This window comes from Pseudomonas sputi (assembly GCF_021603585.1).
Classification (GTDB): Bacteria; Pseudomonadota; Gammaproteobacteria; order Pseudomonadales; family Pseudomonadaceae; genus Aquipseudomonas; species Aquipseudomonas sputi.
On sequence record NZ_BQHI01000022.1, the window covers coordinates 1 to 14,014 of the forward strand.

Genomic DNA, 14,014 nt, shown 5'->3' on the forward strand with positions numbered 1-14,014 from the left:
AAAAGGAAGGAAAGTATTAATATCGCGCATAAGAACGCCGGTTTGTTAGATGTGTTTGCTCGCACGAACATCATCAACCAAATCGGCGTTCTTGTTTCTATGTTTCCCGGGATTCCGTGAAGAACCTTTTTTTTGCCTGCAATTCGGGCTGATTTATAGCGTGTGTACTATTTGTTTTCATAAATGCGACATTTTTGTCTGTTGCTGTGTACAGGACGTTTGTTACAGTCCGGCTCAATCTCCTCCAACGACAACAAATTTGCCGAGCCTTTTCCCATGATCGAATCCGTCGAATCCTTCCTCGCCCGTCTGAAAAAACGCGATCCGGATCAACCCGAATTCCACCAGGCCGTCGAAGAAGTCCTGCGCAGCCTGTGGCCGTTTCTCGAAGCCAATCCGCACTATCTGACCTCGGGGATTCTGGAGCGCATCTGCGAGCCGGAGCGGGCGGTGGTGTTCCGGGTGTCGTGGGTCGACGATCAGGGCAAGGTTCAGGTCAATCGCGGTTTCCGCATCCAGATGAACAGCGCCATCGGCCCATACAAGGGCGGTTTGCGCTTCCATCCTTCGGTGAATATGGGCGTGCTGAAATTCCTCGCCTTCGAACAGACCTTCAAGAACTCCCTGACCTCCCTGCCCATGGGCGGCGGCAAGGGCGGTTCGGACTTCGATCCGAAGGGCAGGAGCGACGCTGAAGTCATGCGTTTCTGCCAGGCATTCATGAGCGAGTTGTACCGGCACATCGGTGCCGATGTGGACGTGCCGGCCGGTGATATCGGTGTCGGCGCGCGGGAGATCGGTTTCCTGTTCGGCCAGTACAAGCGCCTGAGCAACCAGTTCACCAGCGTGCTGACCGGCAAGGGCGTGACCTACGGCGGCAGCCTGATCCGCCCGGAAGCCACCGGTTTCGGTTGCGTGTACTTCGCCGAGGAAATGCTCAAGCGCCGCGAGCAGACCGTCGAAGGCAAACGCGTGGCGATCTCCGGTTCCGGCAACGTTGCGCAATACGCCGCTCGCAAAGTGATGGATCTGGGCGGCAAGGTGATTTCCCTGTCTGACTCCGAAGGCACGCTGTATTGCGAGGCAGGCCTGAGCGAAGAGCAGTGGCTGGCGCTGCTTGAACTGAAAAACGTCAAGCGCGGACGGATCCGCGAATTGGCGGCGACGTTCGGCCTGGAGTTTCGCGCCGGTCAATTGCCATGGTCGTTGTCGTGCGACATCGCGCTGCCGTGCGCCACCCAGAACGAACTCGACGCCGAAGCCGCCCGCACCTTGCTGCGCAACGGCTGCATCTGCGTGGCCGAGGGCGCGAATATGCCGACCACCCTCGAGGCGGTGGATATCTTTATCGAGGCCGGGATTCTGTTTGCGCCGGGCAAGGCCTCGAATGCCGGCGGCGTGGCGGTCAGCGGTCTGGAGATGTCGCAGAACGCCATGCGCCTGTTGTGGACGAGCGGTGAAGTGGACAGCAAGCTGCACGGGATCATGCAGTCGATCCACCACGCCTGCGTGCATTACGGAGAGGAAAACGGCCGGATCAACTACGTCAAAGGCGCGAACATCGCCGGCTTCGTCAAGGTTGCCGACGCGATGCTCGCCCAAGGCGTTGTTTAAGAACGTTCTATGCGGATCACTTCAATCAGTTGATCGCCGGCCGGACGCTGCCACAGCACTTCGTCGTTGAGCCGCGCGCCAAGCAGCGCACGGCCCAGCGGTGAGGCCCAGTTGATCAGGCCGTTGGCGGCATCGGCCTGATCTTCGCCGACCAGTTGCACCCGGCGCTCGGTGTCGTGTTCATCGGCGTAGGTTACCCAACTGCCGATCTGCACCTTGTCGGTCGAAGTCGGACCTGGCGCGACCTGAGCGCTGCCGACCCGTTGATTGAAATACCGCAAATCCCGTTCGAGATCGGCCAGCCGCTGCTTGTCGGCCTGTTCGCCCTTGGCCGACTGCTCGGCGTGCAGGCTTTGCAGCTCGGCGACTTTCGCCTGCAACTGGGCAAGCCCTTGCGGCGTGACGTAGTTGGGCTGGGTGCTGACCTGCCGTTCGACCGGCTGATCGGCTTGCGCAGCGGCGTTGTCTTCGTTGACGAAAGCGCGACTCATGGTGGGCTCCTGTTATAGCCGTTGGGCCATGTTCGCAGGCAAAAGGTTTCGCTGGATGTCTGGAAGCGACCTACTGCGAACGATAAGCCCGCGCGGCGCCCTGATCCTTCTCCTGCTGCCAGGCGCGCTCGCGTTCGTCCCAGTGCTCGTTGCGGTACTGTTCGCGATCCTTGTTTTCCAGCATCGCCTGACATTGGCGGAAGCCGTCGCTCCAGCCTTCGGCGTATTGCTTGTCCTTGAGATAGCGCGGCACGTTCTTGCGAAAGTCGCCGCTGATTGAGCCGGCCGCCTGACGACCGCTGATGCAACCGTCATCGAAACCGTCGGCGAACGCCGGTGGATAACCCTTGGCAATCAGGTCTTCGTGGGTGCTCTGACAGCCACCCAGCAACAGCAACACGCCCGTAAAAACCGCACACCGCCACATCACGCTCTCCCGCGCCGTCACACGGCTGATAGGGAAAGTCTAGAAGCGGATTCGTCGATGGGGCGTGAAAGAAAGATCAAAACCTCAGTAGTGATACCACTTCACTTCCAGCATCACCTCGGTCTGCGGTGTGGCCAGATGGCTGAACTCGCGCTGGGCACTCAGACGCAGGCCGAGGTTGCGCGACAATTCCCACTGCTGATTCAGACTCAGGCTGCGGCGCACTTCACCATTGAAGAAGTAATCGCCTTTGGCCTCCAGGCTGAGATTGCCCAACGGGTTTTTCCACAACACGCCGGTATTGAAACCGCCTGCGGGGGAAACGAACTCGGCGAAATCATTGTTGTGTTCAACGCGCACCGTGCCGAGGGCAAACCCCAGCACATCGTCACCCAGCGCCCAGGTTCCGCCACCGCCACCGTTGACATGGCTGACCAGGGTTTCGTCGTCATGCTGGCCCGGCACACGTTCAAGACCACCGGTGACTTGCCACGACAGCGGCTGCAACAGCGCATTGCGCGGGGTCAGCGAGCGGATGGTCGCCAGATCCAGCTGCTGGAATTGCCAGTGATTGCCTTCGTACTGGCGCAACTTCATCTGCAGGATTTCGATCTGCGCACCGAGCGGGAAACTCTCGGCGTTGTCGTTGAGGTCGTGATAGGCCATGCGCAAGCCGTACTCGCCGAACGCGCGGTCACCGCGCGTGCCGAGACCGGCCTGCCAGGTGCGCGATTCATGGCCGTCTTCGGGCAGGCCCGGCTGCGGGATTTGCAGCTCCGGTGCCGGGTTTTTGTTGATCGCCCGCAGCAGTTCGAAACTGCGCTGTGCACGCTGTGGATCACGCTCCTGGCCGTTGGCGCGGTAGCGCTCCAGGCGATATGCCGCGTCGACGATCAGCGCTTGGCGATCCCGGGGCAGGGCCTTGAAGGCCGGGGCCTGAAGCTGCTGCTGATCGGCGCTGACCTTCAGCACCCAGTCCTGTTCTTCGCCGCTCAAGGGTTCGGCACGGCTGAGCAGTTCGCGCTCGCGGGACGGACGGTATTCGATGTGCTCGACCAGCCCGGCTTCCTTCACTGCTTTGACGGTGTCGGTGGGGATGGCGGTCAGCGGGAATTGCTCGGTCAGACGCAGGCTCGGGCGCGCGACCTGCAACAGTTCGAGCAGGCGATAGGAGCAGTTTTCATCGAAGAAGAAATAGTCGAACTGGATCTGCTTCAACTCCCATACGTGCTCGACCATCCGCGCGGTTTCGGCTTGCGTCAGGTTGAGCCGGTATTCCCACAGGTCGCGGTTTTCCAGGCTGCGGTATTCCGAGAGTTTTTCCTGATACGGCACCAGCGCGAACAGCCCCGGATAACCACCCATCAAGCCTTTCCAGGCGTAAAGAATGCTGTTGTCAGAACCTTCGATGTAGGCGCCGAAGTTGATCGCGTAACTGAGCAGCGAAGTCTTGTCGCTTTGCACGTCGGCCTGGTCGATGCGCAGCAGGGTGTGGCCGAACATCGACGACGGGCTGTTGAGGTAGGCCGCCGGGAAAATCATCACTGCGCTGTGTGGTGAGACGTCCTTGAACCATTTCTTGAATTCGGCGCAGTCCGGCGTCGGCAGGTCAGTCAGGTTGAGCTGATCCTTCAGCCAACGGGTACGTGCCGGGTAAACGCACTGGGCGTGTTGTTCACCGAGACTCGCCGGGGCGTACAGCGCCTGGACGGTAGCGGCCAGTTCGTGGTCGGGGTGCTCGTTGCCATCGGGGGCGAGGAAGAATTTTTTGTCGCTGACATAGCTGCGCCAGCCACCGAGCTTGGCAGTTTCGTAATGACCGAGGGAAATCCAGAAGCGGTCGTTGGCCAGTTGCTGCAAACGTTGAGGGTCGATGTGGGGCGCGGCGGACAGCGGGGCGCAGACACACAGCGCCAGCCAGGCAAGGCGTTTGAGCATAAATGGCAACTTAAGTCGAAAAGAAACAAAGCCCAGGAAGGGCGGGCCGAAAAAATAAAACCCGCTTCCCGAAAGAAGCGGGTGAGTCGAGCTTAAGCCTGAGTCGCGTACTTGGCCAGACGTGGGTCTGCCTTCAGAACGGCCAGGGTGTTGGTATGCACGTCTTCGGCGGTCACGTCCGCCTTGCTGAAGATCTGCTGGAAGTGCTCGTGAGTGACGGCGGCGAAGTGCGCACGATCTTCCGGCGCCACGCCCAATACCACGGCATAGGTCGTCAGCGCTTCGCCGTTGCCTTTTGCCATGTCTTCGGACAGCTCGTTCATCATGCCATTCATGGCAAACCAGGATTTGCCGCCATAGGTCAGCGAAGCGTTGGTGGAGCAACCGTTGGTGCCGGACGTCATGCCGAACGTGGCGTTACCGGAGGTGCCGTTGGTGGTGGAGGCCAGGAAGTGCGCCGGGGTGCCACGCTGACCTTCGAACAGCATGTTGCCCCAACCGCAATCCGGACCGCCTGGAGCTTGCGCCATTGCGTTGATCGATACAGCGGTGAAGAGAGTACCGAGAAGAATCCGTTTCATAGCTTTGTTCTCTTTATGTGCATACCAATGGACAGGGTTCTGGCCCCCCGAGCTCTGTACGAAACAGATCAAAACGAAGCCAGTGGGCCGGTATTAGTTCCAGCCGCGCAGTTTGGAGTTTAGGCACGTTCCCGGGGTTCCGTGATTTTTTACGAAAGATTTGGTGATAACCCCGGTTTCACTGGGGCTGGGTCAAGGTTGGCCGGTTGTCTATGCTTTGTCGTGTGGCGCGCCTTGCCAGTGGGGCTCGGGCAGCGCCAGAATGCCGCTATCTGCCCCGCCTGATTGTTAAGGAAGCCCGATGCCTGATCCTGTTGCTGCCAGCTTGCGTCTAGCGCCCGAAGCGCTGACCCGTCCGTTTTCCGCTGAACAGTTCAGCTTCACTACCACCAATGATCTGGAGACCTTTCGCGGTGTGCTTGGCCAGGAACGTGCGGTCGAAGCCTTGCAGTTCGGTGTGGCCATGCCACGCCCCGGTTACAACGTATTCGTCATGGGCGAGCCCGGCACCGGCCGGTTCTCGTTCGTCAAACGCTACCTGAAGGCCGAAGGCAAACGCCTGCAGACCCCGGCGGACTGGGTCTACGTCAACAATTTCGATGAACCGCGCGAGCCCCGCGCCCTGGAATTGCCGTCGGGCACGGCCGGTGCTTTCATCGGCGACATCAACGGCCTGATCGACAACCTGCTGGCGACCTTTCCTGCGGTGTTCGAACACCCGTCCTACCAGCAGAAGAAGAGCGCCATCGACCGCGCCTTCAACCAGCGCTACGACAAGGCACTGGATGTCATCGAACGTCTGGCCCTGGAAAAAGACGTCGCCCTGTATCGCGACAGCAGCAACATCGCCTTCACCCCGATGCTCGAAGGCAAGGCGCTGGATGAAGCCGAGTTTGCCCAGTTGCCTGAAGCCGAGCGCGAACGCTTTCACGACGATATCTCCGGTCTCGAAGAACGCCTGAACGAAGAATTGGCGAGCCTGCCGCAATGGAAGCGCGAATCGAGCAACCAACTGCGTCAGCTCAACGAAGAAACCATCACCCTGGCCTTGCAGCCATTGCTCGCACCGCTGTCGGAAAAGTACGCGGAAAACGCGGCCGTCTGCGGTTACCTGCAAGCGATGCAGGTCTATCTGCTGAAAACCGTGGTCGAGCAACTGGTCGACGACAGCAAGACCGACGCCGTCGCGCGCAAGCTGCTGGAAGAACAGTACGCCCCGAGCCTGGTGGTCGGTCATCCGGCCAGCGGCGGTGCGCCGGTGGTGTTCGAGCCGCATCCGACCTACGAAAACCTGTTCGGCCGTATCGAGTACACCACCGATCAGGGCGCGCTCTACACCACCTATCGCCAGTTGCGCCCGGGTGCACTGCACCGCGCAAACGGCGGTTTCCTGATTCTCGAAGCGGAAAAAATGCTCGGCGAGCCGTTCGTATGGGATGCGCTCAAGCGCGCCCTGCAATCGCGCAAGCTGAAGATGGAATCGCCGCTGGGCGAGATGGGCCGTTTCGCCACCATGACGCTCAACCCGCAGCACATTCCGCTGCAGGTCAAAGTGATCATCATCGGTGCGCGTCAGCTGTATTACACGCTGCAGGACCTCGATCCGGACTTTCAGGAGATGTTCCGCGTTCTGGTGGACTTCGACGAAGACATCCCGATGGTCGACGAGAGCCTGGAGCAGTTCGCCCAGTTGCTGAAAACCCGCACTTCGGAAGAAGGCATGGCGCCGCTGACCGCCGACGCGGTGGCGCGTCTGGCGACCTACAGCGCGCGTCTGGCCGAACATCAGGGGCGTTTGTCGGCACGAATCGGCGATTTGTTCCAGCTGGTCAGCGAGGCGGATTTCATCCGGCAGCTGGCCAACGATGAAATGACCGACGCCGGCCACATCGAGCGTGCCCTGAAGGCCAAGGCCACCCGCACCGGTCGGGTATCGGCGCGGATTCTCGACGACATGCTGGCGGGGATCATCCTGATCGACACCGACGGCGCGGCGGTCGGCAAGTGCAATGGCCTGACCGTGCTGGAAGTCGGCGACTCGGCGTTTGGTGTGCCGGCGCGGATTTCCGCCACGGTGTACCCGGGCGGCAGCGGCATCGTCGACATCGAGCGCGAGGTCAACCTCGGTCAGCCGATCCACTCCAAGGGCGTGATGATCCTTACCGGGTATCTGGGCAGCCGTTACGCCCAGGAATTTCCGCTGGCGATTTCCGCGAGCATTGCGCTGGAGCAGTCCTACGGCTACGTCGATGGCGACAGTGCGTCGCTGGGCGAGGCGTGCACGCTGATCTCGGCGTTGTCGAAAACCCCGCTCAAGCAGTGCTTCGCGATCACCGGCTCGATCAACCAGTTCGGTGAAGTGCAGGCGGTGGGCGGGGTCAACGAGAAGATCGAAGGCTTCTTCCGTCTCTGCGAAGCACGCGGGCTGACGGGCGAGCAGGGCGCGATCATCCCGCAGGCCAACGTTGCCACGCTGATGCTTGATGAAAAAGTGCTGGCGGCGGTGCGGGCCGGGCAGTTCCACGTCTACGCGGTGCGTCAGGCCGACGAAGCGTTGAGTCTGCTGGTGGGCGAGCCGGCCGGTGAGCCGAACGAACAGGGCGAATTCCCGGAAGGCAGCGTCAATGCGCGGGTGGTGGAGCGCCTGCGGGTGATTGCCGAGATGATCAGCGAAGAAGACTTGAAAGAAGCCGAGAAGGAACTGGCGCAGGAGGCGCTGGCCGAGGCCAAACCGGCGTAAGTCAGGCGGCCGTTAAAAAAGTGGGAGCCTTGTGCTCCCATTTTGTTTTGTCGCGAACGTCGGCAAAAGTGCCATCACTCTGGCGTCAATATTCACACAATGACCATTCGGCGCCTTCTGGTTCTGTGCGGCTTGCGCACCGGACTTTTCTTCTATTCTCTGCTCAAGGACATCGACAGTATCACTGGATCGAAACAGCTCTTCAGCAAGGGCTGAACACCGGCTTTACCGAGGGTCGCCGCCATGTCGCGCAACCTCTGCCTCACCCGTCAATGCCTGGGTCTTGTGACCCGTATCGAATGCGCCATCAAGCCGTTGGCCGGCGATAACGGCATGTGGACGTTGCTCTTCGCCGCCGGCATGGCCGGTGAACAACCTTCCGCCATCAAGGCCCAGGGCCCGTTTCACGGGCCGATCGCCGCCGAGTCGATTCTCGACACCATTGTCGAAAGCCTGACGATGCACGGCTATGAGCTGGCCAATGACCCACAGATCTGGTCGTTGCATCTGCAGGCGCAGTTGCGGCAGATCAACGGTGGACGCGGACGCAGTATCGGCACTTTCGACCATTAGCGTCGATCACCAGTGCCGATCAGGGCGCAGCGCCCTGGGTCTGCGGCTTGTCGAGTTTGACCTCAAAGCCGTATTGCACGGTGGCGAGGTCGGTTCGCTGGTAGGTTTCCACGTGCGTCGGATGGCCGTAGAAATAATGCACGCCGAATAATGCCGGCCCTTCTGTGCTCGCATCGTGGCTGACCGACAGGATTCGCTTCAGGTAATTGCCGCTGTCGTCCTTGACGAAGAATCGCCATTCGTTGGCGGGGAATCGCTTCAAGTCCACCACGAGCGCGTTGTTTCTGATGTCCAGACCTTTTGGCAGGGCCTTGGCTTCATAGGCCTGTTTGTCCACCGTGGCCAGGAACAACGGCATCGAGCCGACGGCAATCGCCGGGGTTTCCGGGAACAGGTTCAGGTCGTAGGTGATGGTCGCCTGTAGCGGATCGACCTGATACGCCTCGGGCGGCAGCTCGATCGGCTCGTCGAGTTTGCCGTCGTGTTTTTCAGTGAAGAACGTCACCGGGCTTTCGCCGGGGCTGAAGTCGTCGCCGAGCATTTCATCATTGAAGGTTCTGCGGTGGTCGAATTCGATGCGTGCGGCGCTCGGCTCTTCAACCGACTGGCGGATATGAACGCCGCTTTTGAGCTGTTCTTCAGTCAGGGACGCGCCCTTGAGCCAGTCGCGTGCCTGGTCATCGTAGACGGTGATCGGCAGGTCGAGCGGCTGCACGGTTTTTTCCGTGGTGTGTGGATTGAATTCGCGCACCGGCAAGTCCAGCGCCTTGCGGGTGACGGTCACTTCGGAAAAATCCAGCAGGCTGACTTCAAGGGTGTCGATCGGGCCGTTGAAGTACACCTTGGTGTAGTGGCGCGGATGCTGCTGTTCAAAGGCCTGTTGTTCATCGTCCAGCTTTTTTTCCAGTGCCTCGCTCCAGGCTTTTTGCTGTTGCAGGTAGGCCAGCTGCTTTTGATAGAAGGCCACCTGCTCGGGGTTTTCGTTGATGGCGCCGGCGCGCACCAGAAACCGGCCCGTCGAATCGCGGGCCTGGACGATCAACGGATTGAGCCGGGTGTTGGCGACTTCCGGAGCGAGGGGCAACTGGTTGCTGAACTCGAGTTCGGCGTAATGCTTGTCCAGCTTCAGCAGGGTCACGCTGAGGTTGCCGTCGGAGCGGGTCTGGCCGACGTCCTTTTTATCCAGGTTGAAACTGTGCAGGCGTTTCGGTGCGATGACTTCCACCTGGCCTTGCAGGCTGACCGGGCGCGGCAGGTTCTTCTTGTCGACATTCAAGCCCTCGATGAACGGGTAAGTGACGGTCAGGTCATCGGGGTTGGTGACGTTGGAACTGGACGGGCTCAGTTGAATGCCCGGATCGGTTTCCGACCATTCCGGCTGGTAGGCAATCACCCGTTTGTTGCTCAGGGTAACCGAGTGCCACTCCATGCCATGGGGGAACAGAAAGCCGCCGGGGATGTTGAGATTGAAGGGGAACACCGGTTGCAGATCGGTGAGGTAATCGGAGCTGGAATCCTTGTGCAGCACAAACAGGCCGTTGATGAAGGTGTCGACCAGCGCCTGAGGTGTCGGGTAATGCCGGAGTACGCCGAGGGCGTCTTCGCCGTATTCGGTCCGGGGCGGTTTGTTGTCGAGCTTCTGTTGCGCGCGTTCGAGCAATAGCAACGAACCGCCGAGTTCGGTCACGGCGTCCTTGAGTTTCGGGTCGGTAATGGCGTCCAGTGATTGCTCGAACTGCGCCGTCTTTTCTTCGAGACTGACGGCGGGTTTTTCATCGCCGGGCGGACACCCGCCGAGCAACAGGGCGAGGCAAATTCCGGCAGTCGTTATCGGCAATCGCACATCCATTTCCAGTCGTCCTGTGCACTGTCGCTGGGCTGTCAATGGTTTGGACACTAGCAGAAAAACTTTGACACACACACGCAGGTAGCGGATTTCCGGGCGGTTTCTGGCTGTCATGGGCGGCTGGTATACTCGCCGCCGATTTCAACCCTTCTTGTGTGAGAGTCAATGGAACGCTTTATCGAAAATGCAATGTACGCCACGCGCTGGCTGCTGGCGCCGATCTACATCGGGCTGTCCCTGGGGCTGCTGGCGCTGGCATTGAAATTCTTCCAGGAAGTGTTTCATGTCATTCCCAATGTCTTCTCCATGGCCGAGTCCGAGCTGATTCTGGTGCTGCTGTCGCTGATCGACATGGCGCTGGTCGGTGGCTTGCTGGTGATGGTGATGATTTCCGGCTACGAGAACTTCGTGTCCGAGCTGAACATCGATGAAGGCAAGGAGAAGCTCAGCTGGCTGGGCACCATGGACTCCTCGTCGCTGAAGATGAAAGTGGCGGCATCGATCGTGGCGATCTCCTCGATCCACCTGCTGCGGATCTTCATGGACGCCAAGAACGTCGATCCCGAGCACCTGATGTGGTACGTGATCATCCACATGACTTTCGTGATCTCTGCGTTCGCCATGGGGTATCTGGACAAGCTCACCAAGCACTGATGAGCTGACGATTGCAGTAACAAAACCGCCCGTCTGTTGCGAAACAGACGGGCGGTGTCGTTTGTGGCTTGTACTTTGTCCGGCCGAGGCATATCCCTGTAGGTCTCAAGGCTTGCCACCGCGTGAGGTGCGTTCATGAACCTGCAAGAGCTGAATGCGTTTGCCGTCGCCAGAAAAGTCGACGAACTGAACCTGATCTCCATGGAAGGCGGAATCTATCTGCTCGAAGCCCGGATGCATGGTGCGGCGTACCCGCTGAGCGATGCGCAGGGAAAAATGCTGACACTGCGTTCGGTCGAGCATGCCCGGGATCTGCTGCATAACTTTCCGGTGCTGCCGTTCAACCTGGTGCACACCTCGGTGCACGATGAAATGTGCGGTCTTGGCGCCAGTGCCGAAGAAAGCCTGAAGGTGCCGCTGGCCTGGCGATCCGCACTGTAGGCCCCGGGGCCTGATCATTGCCGGAACATCTGTGCTAGTCTGCTCGCCCTTTTGGTTCCGGGCGCGCCGGGACGCGCTGTGTACGCACGGCGTGTTCCGAGGCCGTCCGCACAGCGGAGCAGTGTCATGTCCGAAGTAAATCTGTCCACCGACGAAACCCGCGTCAGCTACGGTATCGGCCGTCAGCTGGGTGACCAGCTGCGCGACAACCCGCCACCGGGTGTCAGCCTGGACGCCATCCTGGCCGGTCTGACCGACGCATTCGCCGGCAAGGAAAGCCGTGTAAGCCAGGACGCCATGTCCGCCAGCTTCAAGGTGATCCGCGAGATCATGCAAGCCGAAGCCGCTGCCAAGGCTGAAGCCGCCGCTGGCGAAGGCCGGGCATTCCTGGCTGAAAACGCCAAGAAAGAAGGCATCACGACTCTGGCTTCCGGCCTGCAGTTCGAAGTGCTGACTCAAGGTGAAGGCGCCAAGCCATCCCGTGAAGACACCGTGCGTACTCACTACCACGGCACCCTGATCGACGGCACTGTGTTCGACAGCTCCTACGAGCGTGGCCAGCCGGCTGAATTCCCGGTCGGTGGCGTTATCGCGGGCTGGACCGAAGCCCTGCAACTGATGAATGCCGGCAGCAAATGGCGTCTGTACGTGCCGAGCGAACTGGCCTACGGCGCTCAAGGCGTTGGCAGCATCCCGCCGCACAGCGTTCTGGTGTTCGACGTCGAGCTGCTCGACGTTCTGTAATCCCGTTACCCTGCACAAGCGTGGCTTGTGCAGGGTCTCTCAGTCTTTCTCATACTTCGATCTTGTTGTGCAGTTCACTGGTCGGGCGCAAGGCTCGGGCATAGCAGAACAGGAACAGATTGCGCACCAGCTCCTTGAGCACCAAGGGCTCGCTGGAACTCAGGCCGCTGACGTCCAGATCCCCTTGATCCTGCAACTCGTGCAGGGCTTCTTCTTCCAGTACGGCGCAGACTTCACCGGTTTCCCGATGCAGGATCCTGAGGTACGGGTGCGGGCGATCCAGCCAGGCGTCGATCAAATAAGTCATGGTTCTCATCTCCATTGAAAGGGTTTCAATGAGAATAATTCTTATTCGTCAAATAGCAAGCGCCTATTGGCGGTTTGTGATTTTTTGCGGGTAAAGATTGCGTAAGGTCAAAACGGCTGGCGTTTGGCTATCGCGTGGATTGGCTGGGGATTGCGGGAGAGGGGGAGGTTCCATCCCACGGCAGGCGCGGGATGGAAGACAGCAGACTCAGACTTTTCTGACGAACTCGGATTTGAGTTTCATCGGGCCGATGCCGTCGATCTTGCAGTCGATGTCGTGATCGCCATCGCACAGGCGGATGTTCTTGACCTTGGTGCCGACCTTGACCACCAGCGAGGTGCCCTTGACCTTCAGGTCCTTGATCACGGTGATGGTGTCGCCGTCCTGCAGGACGTTACCGACCGAATCCTTTTTCACGGCATCATCGGCTGTCACTTCGGCTTCACCGCCGGCGGACCACTCGTGGGCGCACTCGGGGCACACCAGTTGGGTGCCGTCTTCGTAGGTGTATTCGGAATTGCATTTCGGGCAGGGTGGCAACGTGCTCACTAAGGCTCCTTGGAGAGGGGATCGCTAAAAGTCGCACATTGTATAGGGTTTTAGCCGTTGATGGCAGGCAACAAAAAACCGCAGGCTCCACGGAGGCTGCGGTTTTTGCTGACGCGATGCTGATCAGTGCGTGCGGGCGACCGCGAACTCGCTCAGCTCAACCAGTGCATCGCGGTATTCGCTGGCCGGCAGCGCGTCAAGGCACTTGATCGCACGGGCCACATAATCGCGGGCCAGTTGCGCGGTGTATTCCAGCGAACCGGAGGCTTCCACGGCGATGCGGATGCTTTCCAGGTCTTCGATCCCGCCTTTCTGGATCGCCTGGCGTACCAGTGCGGCCTGCTCTGGCGTGCCTTCGCGCATGGTGTAGATCAGCGGCAGGGTCGGCTTGCCTTCGGCCAGATCGTCACCGACGTTCTTGCCCAGGGTTTCGGCGTCGCCCTTGTAGTCGAGCAGGTCGTCGACCAGCTGGAACGCCACACCCAGGTGATCGCCAAAGGTGCGCAGGGCTTCGCTCTGCTCGGCGGTGGCACCGGCCAGCGCCGCGGCGCTGTGGGTCGAAGCCTCGAACAGCATCGCGGTCTTGCCGCGGATGACTTCCATGTAGGTTTCTTCGGTGGTGCTGGCGTCGCGGACCTTGGACAGCTGCAGCACTTCGCCTTCGGCGATGATGCGCGTGGCCTGGGACAGAATCTTCATCACCGGCATCGAGCCCAGTTCGACCATCATCTCGAACGAGCGCGAGTACAGGAAGTCGCCGACCAGTACGCTCGGGGCGTTGCCCCACATGGCGTTGGCGGTCGAACGGCCGCGGCGCATGCCGGACATGTCGACCACGTCGTCATGCAGCAGGGTGGCGGTGTGCAGGAATTCGATGGTGGCGGCCAGCAAGCGCATGTCGTCGCCTTCGCGACCCAGGGCCTTGCCACACAGCAGCACCAATAAAGGACGCAGGCGTTTACCGCCGGCGGACGTGATGTAATCGCCGATTTTCGATACCAGCGGCACTCGGGAAGTCAGCTGCTTCTTGATGATGCCGTCGACGGCGCTAAAATCGTCCGCCACCGCGCGGTAGAAAGCTTGGGGTTGCATCAGCGACAGGTGCTCCA

Annotated in this window: 14 protein-coding genes; 6 read left to right on the top strand and 8 right to left on the bottom strand. The window is 60.1% G+C overall.

What is annotated here, in order from left to right:
* The first annotated feature begins 276 nt into the window (after positions 1 to 276).
* On the top strand, positions 277 to 1,614 hold the full coding sequence (gene gdhA / locus L6D81_RS22740; RefSeq protein ID WP_236182019.1) for an NADP-specific glutamate dehydrogenase: 1,338 nt from the start codon (positions 277 to 279) through the stop codon (positions 1,612 to 1,614).
* Here the strand turns inward: gdhA and L6D81_RS22745 are convergent.
* From L6D81_RS22745 to L6D81_RS22760, 4 genes are all read right to left on the bottom strand, one after another.
* Positions 1,611 to 2,105 carry a GreA/GreB family elongation factor gene (locus tag L6D81_RS22745; protein ID WP_236182020.1) on the bottom strand — a complete coding sequence of 165 codons (495 nt, stop codon included), beginning with the start codon at positions 2,103 to 2,105 and terminating at the stop codon, positions 1,611 to 1,613. The two genes, gdhA and L6D81_RS22745, sit on opposite strands and share 4 nt — an antisense overlap.
* 70 nt (positions 2,106 to 2,175) lie before the next feature.
* Positions 2,176 to 2,532, bottom strand: a complete 357-nt coding sequence (locus tag L6D81_RS22750; protein ID WP_236182021.1) for a hypothetical protein — start codon at positions 2,530 to 2,532, stop codon at positions 2,176 to 2,178.
* A gap of 84 nt (positions 2,533 to 2,616) precedes the next feature.
* Positions 2,617 to 4,470 (bottom strand): Lnb N-terminal periplasmic domain-containing protein, encoded by a 1,854-nt coding sequence (locus tag L6D81_RS22755; protein ID WP_236182022.1) that lies wholly within the window; start codon positions 4,468 to 4,470, stop codon positions 2,617 to 2,619.
* Between the two features lie 92 nt (positions 4,471 to 4,562).
* Complete coding sequence (locus tag L6D81_RS22760) at positions 4,563 to 5,051, bottom strand: DUF3015 domain-containing protein (RefSeq protein ID WP_007950971.1); 489 nt, start codon at positions 5,049 to 5,051, stop codon at positions 4,563 to 4,565.
* A 301-nt stretch (positions 5,052 to 5,352) separates the two neighbouring features.
* On the opposite strand from L6D81_RS22760, the gene L6D81_RS22765 reads away from it, so the two are divergent.
* A complete protein-coding gene (locus L6D81_RS22765) occupies positions 5,353 to 7,791 on the top strand; it encodes a Lon protease family protein (protein WP_236182023.1) in 2,439 nt (812 codons plus the stop codon).
* A 243-nt stretch (positions 7,792 to 8,034) separates the two neighbouring features.
* Positions 8,035 to 8,364: a PA4575 family protein gene (locus tag L6D81_RS22770; RefSeq protein WP_007950969.1), complete on the top strand. Its 330-nt coding sequence runs from the start codon at positions 8,035 to 8,037 to the stop codon at positions 8,362 to 8,364.
* Positions 8,365 to 8,383: 19 nt separating this feature from the next.
* Here L6D81_RS22770 and L6D81_RS22775 read toward each other — a convergent pair whose 3' ends face one another.
* A complete protein-coding gene (locus L6D81_RS22775) occupies positions 8,384 to 10,213 on the bottom strand; it encodes a hypothetical protein (RefSeq protein ID WP_236182024.1) in 1,830 nt (609 codons plus the stop codon).
* 162 nt (positions 10,214 to 10,375) lie between these two features.
* On the opposite strand from L6D81_RS22775, the gene L6D81_RS22780 reads away from it, so the two are divergent.
* The 3 genes from L6D81_RS22780 (at position 10,376) to L6D81_RS22790 (ending at position 12,049) form a co-directional block, all read left to right on the top strand.
* Complete coding sequence (locus L6D81_RS22780) at positions 10,376 to 10,864, top strand: TIGR00645 family protein (RefSeq protein WP_007950967.1); 489 nt, start codon at positions 10,376 to 10,378, stop codon at positions 10,862 to 10,864.
* Between the two features lie 135 nt (positions 10,865 to 10,999).
* The gene (locus tag L6D81_RS22785; protein WP_236182025.1) at positions 11,000 to 11,305 is read left to right on the top strand and encodes a DUF6482 family protein; all 306 of its coding nucleotides are present in this window, start codon (positions 11,000 to 11,002) and stop codon (positions 11,303 to 11,305) included.
* 126 nt (positions 11,306 to 11,431) lie between these two features.
* Positions 11,432 to 12,049 (top strand): BamJ family beta-barrel-assembly machinery protein, encoded by a 618-nt coding sequence (locus tag L6D81_RS22790; RefSeq protein ID WP_236182026.1) that lies wholly within the window; start codon positions 11,432 to 11,434, stop codon positions 12,047 to 12,049.
* A 49-nt stretch (positions 12,050 to 12,098) separates the two neighbouring features.
* Here the strand turns inward: L6D81_RS22790 and L6D81_RS22795 are convergent, their stop codons facing one another.
* The 3 genes from L6D81_RS22795 to L6D81_RS22805 form a co-directional block, all read right to left on the bottom strand.
* Positions 12,099 to 12,356, bottom strand: a complete 258-nt coding sequence (locus L6D81_RS22795; RefSeq protein WP_007950964.1) for a PA4570 family protein — start codon at positions 12,354 to 12,356, stop codon at positions 12,099 to 12,101.
* A 207-nt stretch (positions 12,357 to 12,563) separates the two neighbouring features.
* Positions 12,564 to 12,905, bottom strand: coding sequence for a zinc ribbon domain-containing protein YjdM (locus L6D81_RS22800; protein WP_236182027.1), 342 nt, complete (start codon positions 12,903 to 12,905; stop codon positions 12,564 to 12,566).
* 123 nt (positions 12,906 to 13,028) lie between these two features.
* Positions 13,029 to 13,997, bottom strand: coding sequence for a polyprenyl synthetase family protein (locus tag L6D81_RS22805; protein WP_007950962.1), 969 nt, complete (start codon positions 13,995 to 13,997; stop codon positions 13,029 to 13,031).
* Positions 13,998 to 14,014: the final 17 nt, after the last annotated feature.

Coding starts and splice junctions, on each gene's coding strand:
- gdhA (WP_236182019.1), top strand. CDS start 277: ATGATCGAATCCGTCGAATCCTTCCTCGCCCGTCTGAAAAAACGCGAT.
- L6D81_RS22745 (WP_236182020.1), bottom strand. CDS start 2,105: ATGAGTCGCGCTTTCGTCAACGAAGACAACGCCGCTGCGCAAGCCGAT.
- L6D81_RS22750 (WP_236182021.1), bottom strand. CDS start 2,532: ATGTGGCGGTGTGCGGTTTTTACGGGCGTGTTGCTGTTGCTGGGTGGC.
- L6D81_RS22755 (WP_236182022.1), bottom strand. CDS start 4,470: ATGCTCAAACGCCTTGCCTGGCTGGCGCTGTGTGTCTGCGCCCCGCTG.
- L6D81_RS22760 (WP_007950971.1), bottom strand. CDS start 5,051: ATGAAACGGATTCTTCTCGGTACTCTCTTCACCGCTGTATCGATCAAC.
- L6D81_RS22765 (WP_236182023.1), top strand. CDS start 5,353: ATGCCTGATCCTGTTGCTGCCAGCTTGCGTCTAGCGCCCGAAGCGCTG.
- L6D81_RS22770 (WP_007950969.1), top strand. CDS start 8,035: ATGTCGCGCAACCTCTGCCTCACCCGTCAATGCCTGGGTCTTGTGACC.
- L6D81_RS22775 (WP_236182024.1), bottom strand. CDS start 10,213: ATGGATGTGCGATTGCCGATAACGACTGCCGGAATTTGCCTCGCCCTG.
- L6D81_RS22780 (WP_007950967.1), top strand. CDS start 10,376: ATGGAACGCTTTATCGAAAATGCAATGTACGCCACGCGCTGGCTGCTG.
- L6D81_RS22785 (WP_236182025.1), top strand. CDS start 11,000: ATGAACCTGCAAGAGCTGAATGCGTTTGCCGTCGCCAGAAAAGTCGAC.
- L6D81_RS22790 (WP_236182026.1), top strand. CDS start 11,432: ATGTCCGAAGTAAATCTGTCCACCGACGAAACCCGCGTCAGCTACGGT.
- L6D81_RS22795 (WP_007950964.1), bottom strand. CDS start 12,356: ATGACTTATTTGATCGACGCCTGGCTGGATCGCCCGCACCCGTACCTC.
- L6D81_RS22805 (WP_007950962.1), bottom strand. CDS start 13,997: ATGCAACCCCAAGCTTTCTACCGCGCGGTGGCGGACGATTTTAGCGCC.